14 protein-coding genes are annotated in these 19,237 nt (G+C 54.2%); 8 read left to right on the top strand and 6 right to left on the bottom strand.

Features of this window, described 5'->3' with window-relative positions; all coding sequences use genetic code 11:
• Positions 1 to 6 precede the first annotated feature (6 nt).
• The 4 genes from wzz(fepE) to fes all read right to left on the bottom strand — a co-directional run bounded on the left by wzz(fepE) (position 7) and on the right by fes (position 6,696).
• Complete coding sequence (gene wzz(fepE) / locus HVZ37_RS06505) at positions 7 to 1,140, bottom strand: LPS O-antigen length regulator Wzz(fepE) (protein ID WP_044256634.1); 1,134 nt, start codon at positions 1,138 to 1,140, stop codon at positions 7 to 9.
• 211 nt (positions 1,141 to 1,351) lie between these two features.
• Complete coding sequence (gene entF / locus HVZ37_RS06500) at positions 1,352 to 5,248, bottom strand: enterobactin non-ribosomal peptide synthetase EntF (RefSeq protein ID WP_181628241.1); 3,897 nt, start codon at positions 5,246 to 5,248, stop codon at positions 1,352 to 1,354.
• Positions 5,245 to 5,463, bottom strand: a complete 219-nt coding sequence (locus tag HVZ37_RS06495; protein ID WP_043001467.1) for an MbtH family NRPS accessory protein — start codon at positions 5,461 to 5,463, stop codon at positions 5,245 to 5,247. The genes entF and HVZ37_RS06495 overlap by 4 nt, the downstream gene beginning before the upstream one ends.
• A 30-nt stretch (positions 5,464 to 5,493) precedes the next feature.
• The gene (gene fes, locus HVZ37_RS06490; protein WP_043001992.1) at positions 5,494 to 6,696 is read right to left on the bottom strand and encodes an enterochelin esterase; all 1,203 of its coding nucleotides are present in this window, start codon (positions 6,694 to 6,696) and stop codon (positions 5,494 to 5,496) included.
• A gap of 243 nt (positions 6,697 to 6,939) precedes the next feature.
• Between fes and HVZ37_RS06485 the strand changes: the two genes are divergently transcribed.
• A complete protein-coding gene (locus tag HVZ37_RS06485) occupies positions 6,940 to 9,213 on the top strand; it encodes a TonB-dependent siderophore receptor (RefSeq protein WP_054176113.1) in 2,274 nt (757 codons plus the stop codon).
• Positions 9,214 to 9,268: 55 nt separating this feature from the next.
• Positions 9,269 to 9,892: an enterobactin synthase subunit EntD gene (entD, locus tag HVZ37_RS06480; RefSeq protein ID WP_044266430.1), complete on the top strand. Its 624-nt coding sequence runs from the start codon at positions 9,269 to 9,271 to the stop codon at positions 9,890 to 9,892.
• 3 nt (positions 9,893 to 9,895) lie between these two features.
• Here entD and HVZ37_RS06475 read toward each other — a convergent pair whose 3' ends face one another.
• Positions 9,896 to 10,831 (bottom strand): transketolase C-terminal domain-containing protein, encoded by a 936-nt coding sequence (locus tag HVZ37_RS06475; protein ID WP_181628240.1) that lies wholly within the window; start codon positions 10,829 to 10,831, stop codon positions 9,896 to 9,898.
• The gene (locus HVZ37_RS06470) at positions 10,824 to 11,654 is read right to left on the bottom strand and encodes a transketolase (RefSeq protein ID WP_043001471.1); all 831 of its coding nucleotides are present in this window, start codon (positions 11,652 to 11,654) and stop codon (positions 10,824 to 10,826) included. Before HVZ37_RS06470 ends, HVZ37_RS06475 begins: the two co-directional genes overlap by 8 nt.
• 361 nt (positions 11,655 to 12,015) lie before the next feature.
• Between HVZ37_RS06470 and HVZ37_RS06465 the strand changes: the two genes are divergently transcribed.
• The 6 genes from HVZ37_RS06465 (at position 12,016) to HVZ37_RS06440 (ending at position 19,207) form a co-directional block, all read left to right on the top strand.
• Positions 12,016 to 12,966, top strand: a complete 951-nt coding sequence (locus HVZ37_RS06465) for a sugar-binding transcriptional regulator (RefSeq protein WP_043001472.1) — start codon at positions 12,016 to 12,018, stop codon at positions 12,964 to 12,966.
• 350 nt (positions 12,967 to 13,316) lie between these two features.
• A complete protein-coding gene (locus HVZ37_RS06460) occupies positions 13,317 to 14,837 on the top strand; it encodes an FGGY-family carbohydrate kinase (protein ID WP_181628239.1) in 1,521 nt (506 codons plus the stop codon).
• Between the two features lie 139 nt (positions 14,838 to 14,976).
• Positions 14,977 to 15,912 carry a D-ribose ABC transporter substrate-binding protein gene (locus HVZ37_RS06455; RefSeq protein ID WP_043001474.1) on the top strand — a complete coding sequence of 312 codons (936 nt, stop codon included), beginning with the start codon at positions 14,977 to 14,979 and terminating at the stop codon, positions 15,910 to 15,912.
• A 43-nt stretch (positions 15,913 to 15,955) separates the two neighbouring features.
• On the top strand, positions 15,956 to 16,576 hold the full coding sequence (locus HVZ37_RS06450; RefSeq protein ID WP_044266436.1) for a DUF2291 domain-containing protein: 621 nt from the start codon (positions 15,956 to 15,958) through the stop codon (positions 16,574 to 16,576).
• A 1-nt stretch (position 16,577) separates the two neighbouring features.
• A complete protein-coding gene (locus HVZ37_RS06445; protein ID WP_043001476.1) occupies positions 16,578 to 18,122 on the top strand; it encodes a sugar ABC transporter ATP-binding protein in 1,545 nt (514 codons plus the stop codon).
• Between the two features lie 17 nt (positions 18,123 to 18,139).
• Positions 18,140 to 19,207, top strand: a complete 1,068-nt coding sequence (locus tag HVZ37_RS06440) for an ABC transporter permease (protein ID WP_044256655.1) — start codon at positions 18,140 to 18,142, stop codon at positions 19,205 to 19,207.
• Positions 19,208 to 19,237: the final 30 nt, after the last annotated feature.

Below are 19,237 nucleotides of genomic sequence, written 5' to 3'. Positions count from 1 at the left end.
CGGCAATCAGACCAGACGTTCGTTGATCGTGGCGTCATCCCGTTTACGCGATACCATTGCATGCTGGAGAAGTACGCCACCGCAGGCCACAATCCCTCCCAACAGTGCCGCCAGCACGACCACGATCATTCTACCCGGCCCCTGTTTTTTCACCGGTAATGAAGGCTTAAGCTGATATTTGAACGGCGAAAATTTCACGTCCTGAACATTGACGGACTCCAGTTGTTCAACATAATACTGCCGGTTTTTTAGCTCCGCATTCAGTTCAGCCACATCCGTGACTGATTTTTCAATCTCCAGCTTTCGCTGGATCCCATCAGCGCCCAGAGAAATAGAAAAATCAGGATCGTCTTTCACCGCCTGGCCATTACTGTAAACCGGCTTTTTAATTCCGGCGGCATTTGCAATCTCCAGAGAATAATTGAGTCGTTGAATATTGGTATCCAGCTGATTTTTAAGTTTGACGCGCTCCAGAGCCAGACGCTCTTTCTCAAAGCGGGTTTTAACCTCCAGCTGATTGCGAATATTTTCCAGCGAGTCCTGCACGACTATCTCAGAAATAAACTGGATATAGCCCGCCAGTACCTGTTGCGCCTCTTCTTTGGCTGGAGCCGTAAAACTCAGCACCCATGACGTGTACAGTGCTGTTTCATTTTTCTTTCCGACATTGCTGTCTACCGCGCTCATCTTTTCGCTCAGCGCGACAATGGCCCGATGCAGATCCAGTTCATCGATTTTCGCCCCTTTTAACTGCTCCATCACATACGGTGACGAGCGTAAATATTGCTCCAGCAGTGAAGTAGACTGAAATTTCTTGATGAAGAGATTGAAGGTACTGTTACGATCCACACTGACATCGACATCCAGAACCCGTAATCCCGTCAGCGTTCTTTGCAGATCCTGCCACTGAATTGACTCAGCTGGCGTCACCACCGCTTCGCTGGTCCAGCGTTGTGGCAAAAAGAAAGTGACAAACAACCCCACGCACGCAAAGGCGAGCGTGCACACGATAATGCGTTTTTTAGCCTGCCATAAAATATCAATCAGATTTACTAAATCGATTTCATTATGCTGAGTGTGAGGCAACGGAAAATCAGTAAGTTCCGTATTTTTACCCTGCTGAATATTAAGTGACGGCATACTAAATGTCCCGCTACATGTTCCATGACTATATTCCCTATTAACAGCGTAACAAACACTCTGACCATTCCGAAATGTTAATTCAATAATGAGGCTAATTTCGGAATTTAACCTCTGGAGATAATATTCCGAATGCAATAAACTAATATTATAAATAACCCCCGTGTCCATGAACCGTCGTCACGGGGGAAATAGTTAATCAAAACATTAATCAGCGATGTGCATATTTATTACAGCATGCGGCAATGATCGGACCAATATTTTCAAAGGCTGACGGAGAGATAATCTCCACATGCGCGCAGTCCTGGCGATACACATCCAGTGCCGCGATCCACGGCGCCCAACTACGCTCCGGACTTACGCCTTCCGGCAGGGTGCGCTCAGCAACAAACAACGTCGCGCGCCCATCAAAGGGAACGCTGTGCGCGCTGGTCAGTAAGCGAACCGCATCAGCGTAGTTCCCTTCAATAGTGCTAAACAATTCGCCAGAGGCGTTCCCCTGCTGCGCGGCCAGAAAGGCTTCCCGCTCGCGATCAATCTCCGCCAGCACTTCCGGATCGAGTCCATTGGCCTCTTTCTCTGACCAGTTTTGCGTTTCCGGCGGCCAGGTATCCAGCAGGCCGAGGAAGGCGACGGTTTCCCCCCGCATCCGCAGACGTGCGGCAATGCCGTGTGCCAGCGTGCCACCGAGAGAATAGCCCAACAGGTAATACGGGCCATGCGGTTGTTGTTCAAGGAGCGTCGCCAGATGGTGTTCGCAGACCGCGTCCAGATCGGCTGCCGTCTGCATCGGCCCTTGCGGACGCGGCGACTGAATACCGGTAATGGCCCATTGCGGACTGAGATAGCGCGACAGTACGCTAAACTGCCAGGCAAACCCTGATGCCGGATGGAAACAAAATAGCGTTGGGCCGTCGCTTTTGCGTAACGGTAGCAGCGTTTCAAACCCCAGACGCTGTGCCTCTGCGTCATCGTCTGTATCCAGCAGCGCCGCCAGTTGCGCGACCGTCGAGGCCACCATGACCTGCCCCGGCGTCACCTGACGGGAGAAAGTCCGACTCAATTGCGCCGCCAGCTTCATGGCCAGTAGCGAATGGCCGCCCAGCGCAAAGAAATCGGCCTCAACGTCATTGACGTCACAGTCCAGCAGCTCACTGAATGCCTTCGCCACCGTTGTTTCACTGCCTGGCTGCGGGGCTCTTCCTTTGGTTCGTGACGTTAATTCCGGCATCGGTAGCGCTTTACGATCCAGCTTACCGTTGGCGCTGAGCGGCAGTTGCGCCAGCTGCAACAGCACCACTGGCACCATATGCGGCGGGAGTTTTTCCCGCAGCTGTGCCTGGAGCGAGGGGATATCAAGCGGAAGCCCTGACTGCGAGACCAGATACCCCACCAACTGGCGGGCATCGCCCCCTGTTGCCGCCGCCTGATTAAAGACGCAGGCGTGAACCACCGCCTGTTCAACATCAGGCAATGCCTGCATCACACGATCGATCTCGCCCAGTTCGATACGCTGACCGCGGATCTTGAGCTGATCGTCACTGCGTCCCAGATACTCAACAGCACCATTATCCAGCCAGCGTGCAACGTCTCCGGTACGGTACATCCGCTCTCCCGGCGCAAATGGATCGGCGATAAAGCGACTTGCCGTGAGGTCCGGTCGGCCAAGATAGCCCTGAGCGAGCTGGATGCCGGTCAGATAGAGATCGCCCGCCACGCCAACAGGAACCGGATGCATCATCGCGTCGAGGATACGCAACCCGGTATTCCATACCGGGAAACCAATCGGTACGCTGCTACCAGTAACATTTGCCAGTTCATCCCCCCAGGCCGGATACCAGCTGACATCAACTGCTGCCTCCGTTGGACCATACAAATTATGTAACGGCGCATGCGTCAGCCGTGCCCATTCGCGGCATAAATCAGCAGGTAAGGCTTCTCCGCTGCAAAAGACATGCTGTAACGTTGCGCAACTTTCACCGGCGCTCTCAGGCGTCAGCGACGCGACGAATGCCGCCAGCATCGACGGCACAAAATGGGTCGTCGTCACCCCGTAATGGGCAAAGAAACGCTGCATGGCCAGCGGATCGCGATGCGCTTCCGGTTCCGCCATCACCAGCTTCGCCCCGGCGATAAACGGCCAGAAGAATTCCCACACCGAGACGTCAAAGCTGCACGGCGTTTTTTGCGCCACCACATCCTTCGCCGTCAGCCCATACTGGTTTTGCATCCACAGCAGACGGTTAACAATGGCGGTTTGCCCGACCATCACCCCTTTCGGTCTGCCCGTTGAACCAGAAGTAAAAATGATGTACGCCGTATGCTGCGGTTGCGATAACCCCAGCGGCGCGCTATCGCCTGCCGACAGCGGTTCGCTATAGCAGAGGCTTTCCAGCCCCGGAATATCGCTAAAGCGTGGTAACTGTTCCACTGTGGTGATCAGCAGTTTCGGCTGCGCGTCTTCCAGCATCATTCGCAGACGATCGTCCGGATAACCGGTGTCTAATGGCAGCCATGCCGCACCGGCTTCAACAATTCCGTGCAGCGCCAGCGTCAGAAATACAGAGCGCGGTAAGGCCACCGCGACGCTGTCGCCCGGCTGCACGCCGTGTTCACGCAGCACACCGGCGAGCGCCACCACCTGCTCGCGCATTTCCCGGTAGCTGAAATCATAGCGGGCATCCGCCAGCGCGGGCGCGTCCGGCGTTCTGCTCGCCTGTTCCGCCACCAGCGCACTGAGCGTCGTGGACGGGACCTCAACCGCCGTGGCGTTGATCTGCGCCATCTGCTGATATTCAGTTGGAAGCAGCAGATCGGCATCACCACAGCACAGGGCTGGGTTAGCGGCAAATTGTTCGATCAGCGCCATCAGACGCAGTGCATGCTGTTTGAGCGTTGCTTCATCATAACGTTGTTGGTTGGCGAGAAGCTCAATGCTCAGCCCGCCGCCTTCATCCGGGAACAGTGCCAGTTCAAGATCGTTAACCGGTCCCGTCGCCAGCGTATGAGTTTGCGCCGTGACGCCCGGGATCTCCAGTTGATAATCGAAGACTTTGACGTTAAGCACCGGGCCAAACAGCGGCTCTTCTCCGGCCGCCCGGCCGCTGTCACGGACGATTTGCTCCGCATCATAGCGCTGATGACGGCGCATTTTCTTAAGCTGAGCGGACAGTCGTTTCGCCAGTTCTGGCAGTTTTTCTGCGGCATCAATACGCACGCCCAGCGGTAACACGTTGAGCACGGGGCCGGTGGCGGTCAGCGCCGCCGATCCCATGCGACGCATAAAGATAAAGCCTGCCGCGTATTCCATCCGGCTGCACAGCCGTCCCAGCCAGAGGGCCACCAGCGCCAGCGCCAGATCGGTTCGCTGCACGTCTGGCAGTTGCGCCGCCAGGTGGCGAAACGCGCCTTCCGGAGCGTTAAACTTCATGCGGTAAATGTCAGACGTCGCCGCCCGTCCCGGCAACGGTGCGGGTGAAAGCGACGCTGGCGGCGGAAGCTGTTTACGTTGCTCGGCCCAGAACGCACCGTCCCGTTGCCAGGCCTCACTCTGACGATACTGCTGATACTCTTCCACCACCCCGGCAAACGGCGTGAAGGGTGAGTCAGGTGTCGCGTCACCCCGAAGCCATGCGCTGTAAATCGCAGCTATCTGGCGGGTAATTGCCGGGAAACTGAAACCATCGACCAGTAAATGATGATAGCGCTGATACCAGTACCACTGGTCGTCACCAACCTGGATCAACTGATGATGCACCAGCGGCTTGCCGCCATCGACGCGCAGATTTTGCTGCAGATCGGCCTGCATCAGCGCCAGCGCGGCGTCATGCGGGTTCGCCGCGGTGCGGAGATCGCAAATCTGCGGTTCAGCAAACGTAAAGGCGTCATCAACCCATTGCCAGACGTCGCCGTTATCCTCAGTAAAACGCATCCGTAAGGTATCGGCCTGCTGTAGACCGGTGACGACTGCGCGCGCCAGTCGTTGCGCATCCAGTTCACCGGTTAACGCCACATAATGTGCGACGCTCCAGGCGGAAGGTAATGTGGAGAGTTTTTCGGCCATCCAGATGCCGGGCTGTGCGGCGACAAGCGGTAAACGACGGCTCATTGCGCCTCCTGCGAAACGGCATAATAACCGGGAATTAACGTGGTCCAGTGACGCGCCAGCCACTGCTGGCAGGCTTCCTGAGACTGCGGTTCGCATACCACCTGCCAGCCAGCAGGTAATGCGCAATGCTGCGGCCAGAGGCTAAACTGCTGCTGCGAATTTTGCAGAATGTAGAACTGTCCCTGCGGATTATCGAAGGGATTACTGAATTCCATACTCAACTCCTGTCGTGGAAAATCGCTCGCTCAGAGCAGCGGCGTCCAGAGGTCGATCAACCCCTGCGTCAGTCCGCCACGCCAGCAAAGCGCATCATGTCCGCCGTCAACCTGACGCCAGAAAACCGACTGCTGTGTCGTCTGTAGTTGTGTGTAGAGCGCCTGATTCGCGCGCAAGATAACCGGTTCGCGGACTCCCGCCTCGAGAACAATCCGTAGTCCCTTCGCGGACAGCGTGCCAGCGCGGAGTTGCTCAATAATCAGCCCGTTCTGTTGACCGCCACGATGGGGCCACCAGTAAGAACCGGACTGGCTGAGTACGCAGCCAAAGCGTTCCGGCCAGTGCAACCCGGCAAACAGCGATGACAACCCGCCAAAACTTTGCCCTGCAACGATCGTGCGCTCAGGACGATCGCTGAAGGGTGCGGCGCGCCGGACCTGCGGTAATAACTCGTGTTGAACCGCTAGCCAGAAATCCGCGTTGCAGGGAAGTTCACGGCTGCGATGTGTGGTATCGATGGCATCAATAAGCAGATACACCGCCGGTGGAAGTTGCCCCCGCTGAGTGAGTGAAGTGAGCGCAGGCCAGACGGGCATGCTCTGCGCCCAGAATTGCCCGTCGAGGAGAACCGCCAGGGGGCGTTCATCCGGCTGCGCATCACCGGTCGTAAAGACCCATACCCGACGCGTATTACCCAGACGCGCGCTATTCCATTGCAGAACCACCGGCGACGACACTGGCGTTTGTGGGGAGTCCCAGCCCGGTTGCGCAGGGGCGTGCGGCATCTCAAGCGCAGACACGGCGTGCCCTCGTCCCCCTTTCCAGCTCAACGGATTAAGTGGATCGGCAATCGCCTGTGGCAACAGTTGCCGCCAGCCTTCGCGCAACGCCGCGCGATCCAACACGCCATCAGTCTTCAACGAGGCAAATGACTCCTCCTGCGTTGAGGGAATAAAGCAGTAGCTGCCGCGCCAGTTAGCGCTTAACACGGTCTGCCACTGCCAGACATCCGTTCCGGCAATACGCTGCATCGTCTGAGGAAAGACATTCTGGTGATGATCGGTAACGCCCGTGATGTATACCCAGACTCGCTGAATGGCTGAGTGAAATTCACTCCCCTGCGGATCGCGCCACCAGAAGGTCACCCGGTAATTTCCGTCTGCTTCACGCGTCCATTGCGGACCGTTTTTTGACTGCCACCAGGCCTCGCTGCCTACCGTTAACGCCGTCACCGTCATAACCTCATGTTTATTGTGATTTTTTTCATTGTTTTATGAAATATATTGATAATATTATTGATAACTATTTGCATTTGCAATAGCGTATTGACGCGCCGTGGGAAGCGCGAACAGTTTTTAACCAACCGCGCTGCGGGCTTTTCTGGAACGGAGGGTTTTCGCAGAGGCGGGCGACATCGGGCCGGATACCGATCTCAGGTGTCTGGTACACGTGGCTAAAGAAAAGCAGGAAAGACAATGAACAAGAAGATTCATTCCCTGGCCTTATTGGTCAACTTAGGGATTTACGGGGTAGCGCTGCCCGCAATGGCAGAAGAAACCGCTGATAGCACCGCCGTCTCTCATGAAGATACTATTGTGGTTACCGCCGCCCAGCAGAACTTGCAGGCGCCTGGCGTGTCGACTATCACCGCAGATGAAATTCGCAAAAACCCTCCCGCTCGCGACGTCTCTGAAATCATTCGTACCATGCCAGGCGTTAACCTGACCGGTAACTCGACCAGCGGCCAGCGCGGCAATAACCGTCAGATTGATATTCGTGGGATGGGTCCAGAAAACACCCTAATCCTGATTGACGGTAAACCGGTGACCAGCCGTAACTCCGTACGCCTTGGCTGGCGCGGTGAACGCGATACCCGTGGCGATACGTCCTGGGTGCCGCCGGAGATGATCGAACGCATTGAAGTCCTGCGCGGGCCTGCTGCTGCACGTTACGGTAATGGTGCCGCCGGCGGCGTAGTAAATATCATCACCAAAAAAGGCAGCAACGAGTGGCACGGCTCCTGGAATACCTATTTCAACGCACCGGAACACAAAGAGGAAGGCGCAACCAAACGCACTAACTTTACCCTCAACGGTCCGCTGGGCGGGGATTTCAGCTTCCGCCTGTTCGGTAACCTGGATAAAACGCAGGCCGATGCGCGCAACATCAACCAGGGCCATCAGTCTGAACGTACCGGTACTTATGCCGACACGCTGCCAGCCGGTCGTGAAGGCGTTATCAACAAGGACGTTAACGGTGTGGTGCGTTGGGACTTCGCGCCGATGCAGTCTATTGAACTGGAAGCCGGCTATAGCCGTCAGGGTAACCTGTATGCCGGGGACACGCAGAACACCAATACCAACCAGTTGGTGAAAGATAACTACGGCAAAGAGACTAACCGTCTCTACCGTCAGAACTACTCGCTGACCTGGAACGGCGGTTGGGATAACGGTGTCACCACCACCAACTGGGTGCAATACGAACATACGCGTAACTCCCGTACGCCGGAAGGTCTGGCGGGCGGTACGGAAGGGATCTTCGACCCGAAAGCGTCACAGAAATATGTTGATGCCGACCTGAACGACGTCACGTTGCACAGTGAAATCAGCATGCCGTTCGATTTGCTGGTTAACCAGAACCTGACGCTGGGCACTGAATGGACCCAGCAGCGCATGAAGGATATGCTCTCCAACTCGCAAACCTTTATGGGCGGGGATATTCCAGGCTCCAGCAGCACCGACCGCAGCCCTTATTCAAAAGCGGAAATTTTCTCGCTGTTCGCTGAGAACAACATGGAGCTGACTGACAGCACCATGCTGACGCCGGGCCTGCGTTTCGATCACCACAGCATCGTGGGCGACAACTGGAGCCCATCGCTGAATCTGTCACAGGGTCTGGGCGATGACTTCACCCTGAAGATGGGCATTGCGCGGGCGTATAAAGCGCCAAGCCTGTATCAGACCAACCCGAACTACATTTTGTACAGTAAAGGCCAGGGCTGCTATGCCACGGGTGCCGCGACCGGTATCGGCTGTTACATGATGGGTAACGACGATCTGAAAGCAGAAACCAGCATCAACAAAGAGATTGGCCTTGAGTTCAAACATGATGGCTGGCTGGCAGGGGTGACCTGGTTCCGCAACGATTATCGCAACAAGATCGAAGCCGGTACGGTACCGATGAGCCGTACGTCTATCACCAACAAAGGCAAAACCACCTACACCGATATCTATCAGTGGGAGAACGTACCTAAAGCGGTCGTGGAAGGGCTGGAAGGGACGCTGAACGTACCGGTTAGCAACACCGTTAACTGGACCAACAACATCACTTACATGCTGCAGAGTAAAAACAAAGAGACCGGCGAACGCCTGTCGATTATTCCGGAGTACACGCTGAACTCAACGCTGAGCTGGCAGGTACATCAGGATGTTTCTCTGCAATCCACCTTTACCTGGTACGGCAAACAGGAGCCGAAGAAATACGATTATCAGGGCAAACCGGTGACCGGTTCAGATAAACAGTCTGTCAGCCCCTACAGCATTGTGGGTCTGAGCGCGACCTGGGACGTGACCAAAAATGTCAGCCTGACCGGCGGCGTGGATAACGTCTTCGACAAACGTTTGTGGCGTGAAGGTAATGCGCAAACGGTGAGTGATACGAAAACGGGCGCCTACATGGCAGGCGCTGGCGCGCACACCTATAACGAACCGGGTCGTACGTGGTACATGAGCGTTAACACCCACTTCTGATACCCACTCCCCTCCTCCATCCATATGGAGGAGGGTTTCTGGTTTTAATGACACGATGCAGACAACGCACTCCTCTCTCATTCTGGCTCACCACACCTTGCATGGTGTGGCGTTTGAACCAGACACCTTCCACGAACACGATCTGCTGTGGCTGCCTCATCATGCGCAACTGGCACGTGCCGGACGTAAACGTAAAGCCGAACACCTGGCCGGTCGTATTGCCGCCGTTCAGGCGCTACGTGAGTGGGGTCATAAAAACGTGCCGGGAATGGGTGAACAACGACAACCGTTATGGCCGGAAGGTCTGTCTGGCAGCATCAGCCACTGCGCCACTACCGCGCTGGCGGTGGTTTCCCACCAGCCAGTGGGAGTTGATATAGAAGCGATATTCACAGCGCAAACGGCGGCTGAGCTGGCAGGTAGTATCGTCACAGAAGCAGAAAAAGTTCGGCTGGCAGGGAGCGGATTACCCTTTGAACAGGCGCTCACGCTGGCATTTTCCGCCAAAGAGAGCGCCTTTAAGGCAACCCCAAAACGCTCGCAGGCAGGCTGCGGATTCATGCATTATCACATTCTCGACGTTCAGCATGACCAGATGAGGTTACAGGCCATCGACCAGATCTGGCATGTGCAGTGGCTCGTAAAAAATAGCCATGTCATTACCGTGGCAACGGGTTAACCCTCACAGCATTTCCCGTGCCTGGGTTGCAATCGACTGGGCATCGAAACCGTGGTGCTGGCGCATCCAGTTGCGATCTGCTGCCGCAGCGTATTCACCATCCGGGATCCCTAAGCGCTTCAGAACCGCCCCTGTGCCGCCTTCCGCCAGGACTTCCGCCACCAGGCTTCCCAGTCCACCGTTGATATTATGTTCTTCAACGGTAATCACCGCTTTACAGTCTTTCACTGCTGCTAACAAAGCTTTGGTATCGCACGGACGAATGGACGGTACACTCACCACCGTCGCCTGAATACCGGAGTCGGCTAACAGCGCGGCCGCATCAACAATTTCGTGGACCGTAGAGCCTGTCGCCACCAGCGCCAACGCGTCGCCTTCACGTAACGTCACCACGGCACCCGGCACAAACTGATAGCTCTCGTCATGCAGTTCCGGGAGCGCCTTTCCGTCCATGCGAATATACACCGGCCCCTGATAGCCAATGGCATAGTCGATAATCTGCCGACATTCTCGTGGTGAAGAGGGGGCGAAAATCTGAATATTGCCAAATCCACGCATAATAGCGATGTCGTCGATCGCGTGGTGCGTACTCGCCAGCGGACCGTAGCTGGCCCCCGCGTTCAGACCAAACAGCTTCACGTTGGTATTGTTGTAGCAAACGTCAACTTTGATTTGCTCATTAGCGCGAGAAATCAGGAAAGGCGCCGCGTTACAGGTGACCGCAACCTTGCCGCCGAGCGCAAGCCCTGCCGCTGTCCCGACCATACTTTGTTCGGCAATCCCCACGTTGACCAGTCTGTCCGGGAACTGCTTAATGAAGGGGCCAATTTTCGCGGTGGAGGTTGAGTCAGCCACAACCGGCACCAGATCAACACCCTTTTCCACCGCATCGATAAACGCCTGAACCATGACGTTCGCGAGATGTTCTGCATTACTCATCTTTCAACTCCTCCAGCGCCAGTTCAATCTCTTCGCCTTTCGGCACCCGGTGGTGCCACTCTGGACGCCCCTGGATAAACGAAATACCCGCGCCTTTTATGGTATTGGCAATCACCACATTAGGTTTCCCTTCCTGTTTCAGTCCTTCCAGCGTACTGACGACCGACGCCATATCATTTCCCTGACATTCGGTTACCTGCATACCGAAGGCACGCCATTTATCCGCGAGCGGATCGGTATTCATGATTTCACGCGTGGGTCCGGCCAACTGGAGATTATTCTTGTCATTAATGATCACAAGGTTATCGAGTCCATAATGCGCAGCCGCGAGCGCAGCCTCCCAGTTGCTGCCTTCCGCCAGTTCACCATCGCCGGTAATTAAAAAGATACGGCGTGCACTGTTGCTTTTCTTCGCGGCCAGCGCCAGTCCCACCGCAACAGGCAAACCGTGGCCCAGCGCGCCGGTGTTCAGTTCAATACCCGGCGTTTTCTGCCGTACCGGGTGGCCCGGAAGATGAGAGTTGGCGTGCTGGTAGGTGCTCAGCCAGTCAACAGGGAAAAAACCGGCCTCAGCCAGAACACAGTAGTAGCAACCTACCGCATGACCTTTGGACTGGATGTAAATGTCCCGTTCCGCATCGTCGATACGATCCGGCGCGACATTCAAAATTCGGAAATAGAGCGCGGTGAGCAATTCAACCTGGGAGAGGTCCGCACCGGTATGCCCTCCTGCAGGGCTGTAGGCGTTTAATTTGACGATGTGACGGCGCACCGCTCGCGCAGTGCGCTCAAGAGTCTGGATATCATAGTGCCAGGGATTCATTTAACACCTCTGAATTTATTTTCAATATGGAATATTTATTCCACCAGGGACTAAAAAAACCAGAAATCCCTTTGCTTCGCATCACACGGCTTACGCCACGGCATCTTACTCAGGAACATTCTGCCTCCTCACCGCGACCACATTGACGTCGGGAACAATCAGTTGACCTGAAATCACCATGAATATATATTCACAAATGATTCTTTATTCAATTATGCAACCACATTCTCGTATTTGTCCATCCCTGTTTTTGAGGATTGACTAAAGTTAGAGCTTTATCACACTTACCTGCCTTTTGTTTTCGCGTATGATAAAAGTCTCTAAGATAATGGCTGTACGTAAATGATTTTCGGGGAAATATATGGCTAAGCAGGACGAACAACGGCTATTGGTTAAAATCGCCACCCTTTACTATCTTGAAGGACGCAAACAGTCCGATATTGCTCAACTTCTCTCGCTTTCTCAGTCGTTTATCTCCCGAGCCATCACCCGCTGTCAGAAAGAAGGGGTGGTAAAAATCAGCGTCGTACAGCCCTCAAATATCTTTCTGAACCTTGAGAAAGGGATCGAAGATCGTTACGGACTCAAACAGGCAATCGTGGTGGATACCGAAGACGATGCTACGGACCACAGCATCAAACGCGCCATTGGTTCCGCCGCCGCCCACTATCTTGAAACCCGCCTGCGGCCCAAAGATCTGGTGGGCGTCTCCTCATGGAGTTCAACCATCCGGGCGATGGTTGACGAAGTGCATACCCAGAATCTGAAAGCGGGTGGCGTGATCCAACTCCTCGGTGGCGTCGGGCCAAACGGCAATGTGCAGGCGACTATTTTAACCCAGACGCTGGCACAACATCTTAACTGCGAGGCCTGGCTGCTCCCTTCACAAAGTATTGAGGGATCGGTTGAGGAGAAAAATAGGCTGATCGCCAGCAAGGATGTCGCCGAGGTGATCTCGCGTTTCGATAATGTCGATATCGCCATTGTGGGGGTGGGAATTCTGGAACCATCCCAGTTGCTTAAGACGTCGGGTAACTACTACCACGAAGATATGCTCCAGGTATTGGCCGATCGCGGTGCCGTGGGAGATATCTGCCTGCACTACTACGACAAAAACGGTGAGCCGGTCTTACAGGATGATGAAGATCCGGTCATTGGCATGGCGCTCGAGAAAGTCAAAAAATGCCCCAACGTCGTGGCGCTGGCGGGGGGAACGGACAAAGTTGCCGCCATCAAAGGGGCGCTTAACGGCGGTTATATCGACGTGTTGATCACGGATTATCCTACCGCGCGCATGCTAGTCACAGCCTGAACTCTCTTCCTCTTCGGTCTTTGCGTAAAACGGACTCAACGCAAAGACCGTGTAAAAATCCCTATATTTCAATAAACTGAAAGGATTCACCTCTGCGTTAATTTCGTACAAACCTGATATTCTTCCCGTTGTGTAAGTGTGATTCCCAGCACAATTGATGATTTTTTCTATAGCCCAACTGAAAGATTCTGGCTAAGGTATTAAATAAATAGTCAGCATCGAATATATATTCAAGACATTAAAAATACACGATGTCACAAACAAGCCTGATTAAGTAAAGACGCGACAGCAAGGGAGTCCCTCTTCCCTTCAACGCCGGGACGCAATGTGACTCAGGAGATAATCAATCTATGTGTGCAGCAACGAAAGAGTTCATCATTGCGCTGGATGAAGGGACTACCAACGCGAAAGCCATAGCACTGGACGCACAGGGTCAGGTGGTCGCCAAATTTTCTCAACCACTGGCCATTCAGACGCCGCGTGAAGGTTGGGTTGAGCAATCCGGCGAGGTATTGATTGATGCATCACTCGATGTGATTGCGAAAGCGATCAATCATGTTGGCGCCGATAACGTCGCGGCTCTGGCAATCAGTAATCAGCGTGAAACCGCCATTGGCTGGTATCGCCAGACGGGCAAACCGCTGAATTCCGCCATCACCTGGCAGTGCACGCGCAGTGCGGCGTACTGTGAAGAACTACGCCACGCCGACAAAGAACACCTGATTAAAACAACGACTGGCCTGCCGATTGCACCGCTTTTTTCCGCCTCTAAAATGCGCTGGCTGCTGGAGTCGGTAGCCGATGGCCCGCGGCTCGCGGCCCAGGGAAAAATCTGTCTGGGGACCATCGACAGTTGGCTGCTGTGGAATTTAACCGGCGGCGAGGCTTTCTGCTGCGACTACTCTAACGCGGCCCGCACCCAGTTGCTCAATCTGCACACCGGGCAGTGGGATGACACCATGCTGGAACTGTTCCACATCCCCCGCGCCGCCTTACCGGAAATTAAACCCTCCAGCGGATTATTTGGCTATACCCGCGGCCTGAACGGTATTGCGGATGGTATCCCGGTGATGTCGATGGTTGGTGACTCGCACGCCGCGCTGTTTGGTCACGCCCTCGGCGAGATGGGGTGTGTCAAAGCCACTTACGGCACCGGATCCTCCGTGATGGCGCCGGTGACCTCAGCCCAGTGCGATAGTGGCGCGCTGGCGACGACCATTGCCTGGCACGATGGTGAGAAGATTATTTACGGCCTGGAAGGCAACATTCCACACACGGGCGATGCGGTGGCGTGGATGGCTGATAGTACCGGGCTGAGCGAACTGTCTGACGCCGAACTGGCTCATGAACTGAATACGCTTCCCGCTTCCGTTGAGTCCACCCTGGGCGTGTACTTTGTCCCGGCATTAACCGGGCTCGGCGCCCCCTGGTGGGATGACAGCGCGCGCGGCGTGATCTGCGGGCTGAGTCGCGGCGTTAAGCGTGCCCATCTGATCCGCGCCGCCCTGGAGTCGATTACCTATCAAATCGCCGATGTCGTGGTCGCCATGCAACAGCATGAGGACTTTAGCGTGTCGGCACTGATGGTCGACGGCGGCCCGACAAAGAATGACTGGTTAATGCAATACCAGGCAGACCTGCTGGGCTGTCCGGTGATGCGCAGCGATGTGCCTGAGTTGTCGGCTATTGGCGCCGCGTTACTGGCACGCAAAGCGCTCCATCCCGGCTCGCTCACTGATTTAAAAGCCTTTTTAACCGTACACAGCGCATTTCAGCCCGACATGGCTCGCCATCATCGCCTGCAAAAAAGATGGCAGGAGTGGCGCAATGCGGTGAACAGAACACGATGGAAACCGGCCCCGTCCGCCTGACGCCTCACCAGGGAAGATGCGTGACACCCCTATTCATTAACAGAAGGAGAACCCCGGACCATTAGCCCTGTTTTACAAGAATTCATGCTTTACGTTGTTTCACCGTACCCGACAATAACAACACAGAGAGAACATTGTCATGAAATTACGTTTAACGCTGTTAACCGCTGCAACCCTGACTGCTTTGTCTTTTTCTGCCCATGCGGCAGAAAAAGGGACAATTATGATTATGGTGAATTCACTGGATAATCCGTATTACGCGTCAGAAGCCAAAGGCGCCAGTGAAAAAGCCCAGGAGTTAGGCTACAAAACCACCATTTTGTCGCACAGTGAAGATGTCAAAAAACAGAATGAATTGATTGATACCGCTATCGGCAAAAAAGTTCAGGGCATCATTCTGGATAATGCGGATTCAACGGCCAGCGTCGCCGCCATTGAAAAAGCGAAAAAAGCCGGTATTCCCGTCATATTAATCAACCGCGAAATTCCCGTAGATGATGTGGCGCTGGTGCAAATTACCCATAATAACTTCCAGGCAGGTTCTGAAGTTGCCAACGTTTTTGTTGAGAAAATGGGGGAAAAAGGGAAATACGCCGAGCTGACTTGTAACCTCGCCGATAATAACTGCGTTACCCGTTCTAAATCTTTCCACCAGGTGATTGACCAGTTCCCGGATATGGTCAGCGTCGCCAGACAAGATGCTAAAGGGACGCTTATCGACGGTAAGCGAATTATGGACAGTATTCTGCAAGCCCACCCGGATGTGAAAGGCGTCATCTGCGGTAACGGTCCTGTTGCGCTGGGTGCTATCGCCGCGTTGAAAGCCGCAAACCGCAATGACGTTGTGGTCGTCGGTATCGATGGTAGCAACGATGAACGCGATGCGGTGAAAGCCGGTACCTTACAGGCTACTGTCATGCTGCAGGCACAGGCGATCGCCGCACAGGGCGTGACCGATCTGGATAACTACCTGCAAAAAGGCGTGAAACCAGAGAAACAACGCGTCATGTTCCGCGGCATTCTCATCACCAAAGATAACGCAGATAAAGTACAGGATTTCAATATCAAGTCCTGATCTCGGGTAGTTGCGCCTCTGCGGAGGCGCAGAGGAGAACATTATGTCTAAAAAAGCCTGGCTGGCGCTGGTGGTATTGACCGTGGGCGGATGCCGCATTGTCTCGCAGCAGGAGCTTGCGGATCTGAAATCTCCGCCAAATCCCCATATGGCCAATATAGACCAGACGTGGCAAAACAAAATTGTGCCGCAAATTGTTGGGCAGGCTCGTCCGGTGGCAGATTTAATGGCTGCGTTACAGGCCGAGAAAGACTTCGATAGCGCCTGTAAAAAACTGGGCTATCGTTCTCAGGAAGAGAACCCCTGCATCTTTTACGTAAAGGTTGAAGGCAATATTGGCACGATCGATACCGCTTCCCGGAGTGGAAAAATGACCATCGCGGACAAAAGCGGCAGCAATATTATTGTTCAGATTGGTCCAACATTACGCGGTACGCAATTACGTGATGCTTATAAGGGCGCGACTTACGGCGATTTTAACGACCAGGTGTTATTTGGCGAGTATGGTCGTGCCATTAACGACCAGGCGATAAAAATGATTCAGACGGCCCAACTTAAAACCGGCGAATCGGCGCAAGTGTATGGTGTATTTTCCGCCTGGGATCTTCCTCAGACGATCCCTGATATTACGCCCGCAAAAATTGAACCTGCAGGAGGACAATAACATGCAACAGCAAGATATCGTCACTCCCCAACCCGTCGAATCGGAAGTCATTATCGAAACCCGCAGCCTGTCTCGTGTCTATCCTGGCGTGGTGGCATTAGATAACGTCAATTATCGGGTATATCGGAATAAAGTGAATGTTCTGATCGGAGAAAATGGTGCGGGTAAATCCACCATGATGAAAATGCTTGCTGGTGTCGAAACTCCATCCTCCGGTGAAATTTTTCTGGATGGTACGCCTGTTTCTATGAATTCGACGCATCAGGCTGAAAAATTGGGTATCAGTATTATTTTTCAGGAGTTGAATTTATTCCCGAATATGAATGTCATGGATAATATTTTCATGGCTAACGAGTTTTTTCAGAAAGGGAAAATTAACGAAAAATACCAGTACGCGTTGGCACAAAGCCTTCTAAAGCGACTGGAACTGGATGTTGATCCATACACGCCCTTAGAAGAACTGGGGATCGGCCACCAGCAACTGGTCGAGATTGCCCGCGCGCTCTCAAAAGATACGCGCGTCTTAATCATGGATGAACCCACCTCTGCGCTGAGTCAGTCTGAAGTCAAAATCCTGTTCAACGTGATTGAGCAACTCAAACGACGCGGCGTCACCATTATCTATATTTCCCATCGGCTGGAAGAGCTCATGGAAATTGGCGACTACATCACCATTTTCCGCGACGGTCGCTTTATCAGCGAGCGTCCGGTCAGTGATGCCAGCATTCCGTGGATCATCGAACAGATGGTGGGCGATAAGAAAAAACACTTCGATTATCAACCGGCTCCGCAAGGCAATACGGTTCTCGACGTGCGAGGGCTGACCGCGCTTCACTCCAGCGGCGGCTATAAGCTCAATGACGTGTCGTTCAGCCTGAATAAAGGCGAGGTGATTGGGATCTACGGTCTGCTGGGTGCCGGACGCACCGAGTTGTTCAAAGGACTGGTAGGTCTGATGCCCTGCCAGAGCGGTAGCATTCAACTCAACGGTGAGTGTATCGATAAAGCCCACTTTCAGTCTCGACTTAAGAAAGGGCTTGCGCTGGTGCCGGAAGATAGACAGGGCGAAGGCGTCGTTCAGATGATGTCGATTCAATCCAATATGACGCTCTCTGACCTCAGTCTGCAGGGTTTTCGTCGGGCCTGGAAATGGCTGAATCCGCATAAAGAGCAGACCAGCGTGAAGGAGATGATTCAGCAACTTGCCATCAAAGTCAGCGATCCTGCATTGCCCATCACCTCACTCAGCGGTGGAAACCAGCAAAAAGTGGTACTGGGTAAAGCATTGATGACACAGCCGCAGGTAGTGTTCCTCGATGAACCGACCCGCGGCATCGACGTAGGGGCGAAAACCGACGTGTATCACCTTATCGGCAAAATGGCGCAACAGGGGCTGGCAGTGATGTTTTCTTCATCAGAGCTGGACGAAGTGATGGCGCTGGCGGACCGTATTCTGGTGATGGCTGATGGCCGGATCACCGCTGATGTCCCCCGTCATGCAGTCACCCGCGAGAAGTTGATCGCGGCTTCTACACCGCAAGATTAATCAGGCTGGAATCCATCATGAACCAGAAATATATGATTTACATGTACCTGCTGAAGGCCAGAACGTTTATCGCGCTGCTGCTGGTCATCGCATTCTTCAGCGTGATGGTACCGAATTTCCTGACCACATCTAACCTGCTGATTATGACCCAGCACGTTGCGATTACCGGCTTACTGGCAATTGGAATGACGCTGGTGATCCTCACCGGGGGCATTGACCTGTCGGTCGGCGCCGTTGCAGGGATCTGCGGCATGGTGGCGGGAGCATTACTCACCAATGGCTTGCCCATCTGGGGCGGTAACATCATCTTCTTCAACGTAGCGGAAGTGATCCTCTGTGTCGCCATCTTCGGCGTTCTCGTCGGGTTCGTAAATGGCGCCGTCATCACCCGCTTTGGTGTGGCTCCTTTCATTTGTACTCTCGGCATGATGTACGTTGCCAGGGGATCTGCCCTGCTGTTTAACGACGGTAGCACCTACCCCAACCTTAACGGTATGGAAGCGCTGGGAAATACCGGTTTTGCTACGCTGGGTTCCGGCACGCTGCTCGGGATTTACCTGCCAATCTGGCTAATGATTGCCTTCCTGGTGTTGGGCTACTGGATCACCACCAAAACCCCGCTTGGCCGCTATATCTACGCGATCGGCGGTAACGAATCCGCAGCGCGTCTGGCCGGTGTGCCGATCGTCAAAGCGAAAATTTTCGTGTACGCCTTCTCCGGGTTGTGCGCTGCCTTTGTTGGGTTGATTGTCGCGTCTCAGCTACAAACAGCGCACCCGATGACCGGCAACATGTTTGAGATGGACGCCATCGGCGCCACCGTCCTGGGCGGAACCGCGCTCGCTGGCGGTCGCGGACGGGTATCCGGTTCTATCATCGGGGCCTTCGTCATCGTCTTTCTGGCCGATGGCATGGTGATGATGGGCGTCAGCGATTTCTGGCAAATGGTCATTAAAGGTGTCGTTATCGTCACCGCCGTGGTTGTCGACCAGTTCCAGCAAAAGCTACAGAACAAAGTCATTCTGATGCGTCGCCATGAAGAAAAACAGACGACAGCACCCTCAGCGAATACCGTATCCAGTTAAGTAGCATCACTCCGCCGGACATCACCTGTC

The organism is Citrobacter sp. RHB35-C17 (genome assembly GCF_013816795.1).
Lineage (GTDB): Bacteria > Pseudomonadota > Gammaproteobacteria > Enterobacterales > Enterobacteriaceae > Citrobacter_A > Citrobacter_A amalonaticus.
This window is presented reverse-complemented; position numbering and strand designations above follow the sequence as displayed.